This is a genomic window from Microbulbifer mangrovi (genome assembly GCF_002009015.1).
GTDB lineage: Bacteria > Pseudomonadota > Gammaproteobacteria > Pseudomonadales > Cellvibrionaceae > Microbulbifer > Microbulbifer mangrovi.
This window is the reverse complement of the sequence record NZ_LZDE01000119.1, coordinates 1-1,810: the sequence shown is the minus strand read 5'-3', so window position 1 is coordinate 1,810 and position 1,810 is coordinate 1. Positions and strand designations below refer to the sequence as shown.

Below are 1,810 nucleotides of genomic sequence, written 5' to 3'. Positions count from 1 at the left end.
CTGTGAATACATCCCTGTAAGCTCTGCACCGGCATCCATGCCGGTGAAGGTCCCACAAAGTAGCCACGCTATCAGAACCTTCGCTTCGAGAGTTTTACTCCGACACAGTAATTACATCCGGAAGACCCCGAACTTCGTTTCCTCGGGCTCTTTGTGCGTGGCAGCAGCGAGGCACAGTCCCAGCACGGTGCGTGTATCTTTCGGATCGATCACACCGTCGTCCCACAAACGCGCAGACGCGTAGTAGGGATGACCCTGGTGCTCGTAGTCGTCAATGATCGGTTGTTTGAACTTGGCGATGTCTTCCTCGCTCCAATCTTCACCGCGCGCTGTCATCTGGTCTTTCTTGACTTGCGCCAGTACACCGGCAGCCTGTTCGCCACCCATCACGGAGATCCGCGCATTCGGCCACATAAACAGGAAGTTGGGATCGTAGGCGCGTCCGCACATGCCGTAGTTGCCGGCACCGAAGGAACCGCCGATCAGGATGGTGAACTTGGGTACTTTTGCAGTGGCGACCGCGGTCACCATTTTCGCCCCGTGTTTGGCGATACCGCCGGCTTCGTACTGCTTGCCCACCATAAAACCGGTGATGTTCTGCAGGAATACCAGGGGAATATTGCGCTGTGCACAAAGCTCGATAAAGTGCGCGCCTTTCTGTGCGCTCTCAGCAAACAGGATGCCGTTGTTGGCCACGATGCCCACGGGGTAACCGTGAATCCGCGCAAAACCGGTCACCAGTGTGGTGCCGTACATCGCCTTGAATTCGTCGAATTCGGAACCGTCCACAACCCGCGCGATAATTTCGCGCACATCAAATGGCTGGCGGGAATCCTTGGGTACAATGCCGTAGATCTCTTCCGGCGGATAAATCGGCTCCACCGGTTTCTGAATATCCAGGCCCGGGTTCTTGATGCGATTCAGGCGCGCAACAGACCTGCGCGCCAACTCGAGCGCATGGGTGTCATTGTTTGCAAAGTGGTCGGAAACCCCGGACGTCTTGCAGTGCACCTCTGCACCGCCAAGCTCTTCTGCAGAAACCTCTTCACCGGTAGCCGCTTTTACCAGCGGTGGACCCGCGAGGAAAATAGTAGCCTGCTCCTTCACCATGATGGACTCATCCGCCATGGCGGGTACATAGGCACCGCCGGCAGTACAGCTACCCATCACCACCGCGATCTGCGGAATATTCTTCGCGGACAGATTGGCCTGGTTGAAGAAGATGCGTCCGAAATGCTCGCGATCCGGGAACACCTCGTCCTGGCGCGGCAGGTTGGCACCACCGGAATCCACCAGGTAAATACACGGCAGATTGTTCTGCTCGGCGATAGCCTGTGCACGCAGGTGCTTTTTCGCCGTCAGCGGATAGTAGGTGCCGCCTTTTACCGTGGCATCGTTGGCAACGATCACACACGGCTGGCCGGCAACGGTACCGATACCGGTCAGGATGCCCGCCGCTGGTACATCTTCACCGTATACGTCGTAGGCCGCCAGCTGGGAGAATTCCAGAAACGGGCTGCCCGGGTCGAGCAGGGTGTCGATACGGTCGCGGGGTAGCAGTTTACCGCGGGAAACGTGCTTCTCCCGCGCGCGTTCACTGCCGCCCTTGGAAATGGTTTCCAGCTTTTCCCGCAGGTCGTCGACGATTTTCTGCATCTGTTCGCGGTTTTCCGCAAACGCTGGATCTCGGGAATTAATCTTGCTCTGAATCTGATTCATAAAAAATACGAGGCCAATTCGTAGTCAGAATCTGGATGCGAAGGTGCTGCTGCCGGTGCAGGTTTGCCAGACCTTCTAAAACAGGGATGTT

The 1,810-nt window shown here is 56.9% G+C and carries 1 protein-coding gene; it reads right to left on the bottom strand.

Features of this window, described 5'->3' with window-relative positions:
- Positions 1-111: 111 nt before the first annotated feature.
- Positions 112-1,719 (bottom strand): carboxyl transferase domain-containing protein, encoded by a 1,608-nt coding sequence (locus tag B4U49_RS00615; protein WP_078082671.1) that lies wholly within the window; start codon positions 1,717-1,719, stop codon positions 112-114.
- Between the last annotated feature and the right edge of the window lie 91 nt (positions 1,720-1,810).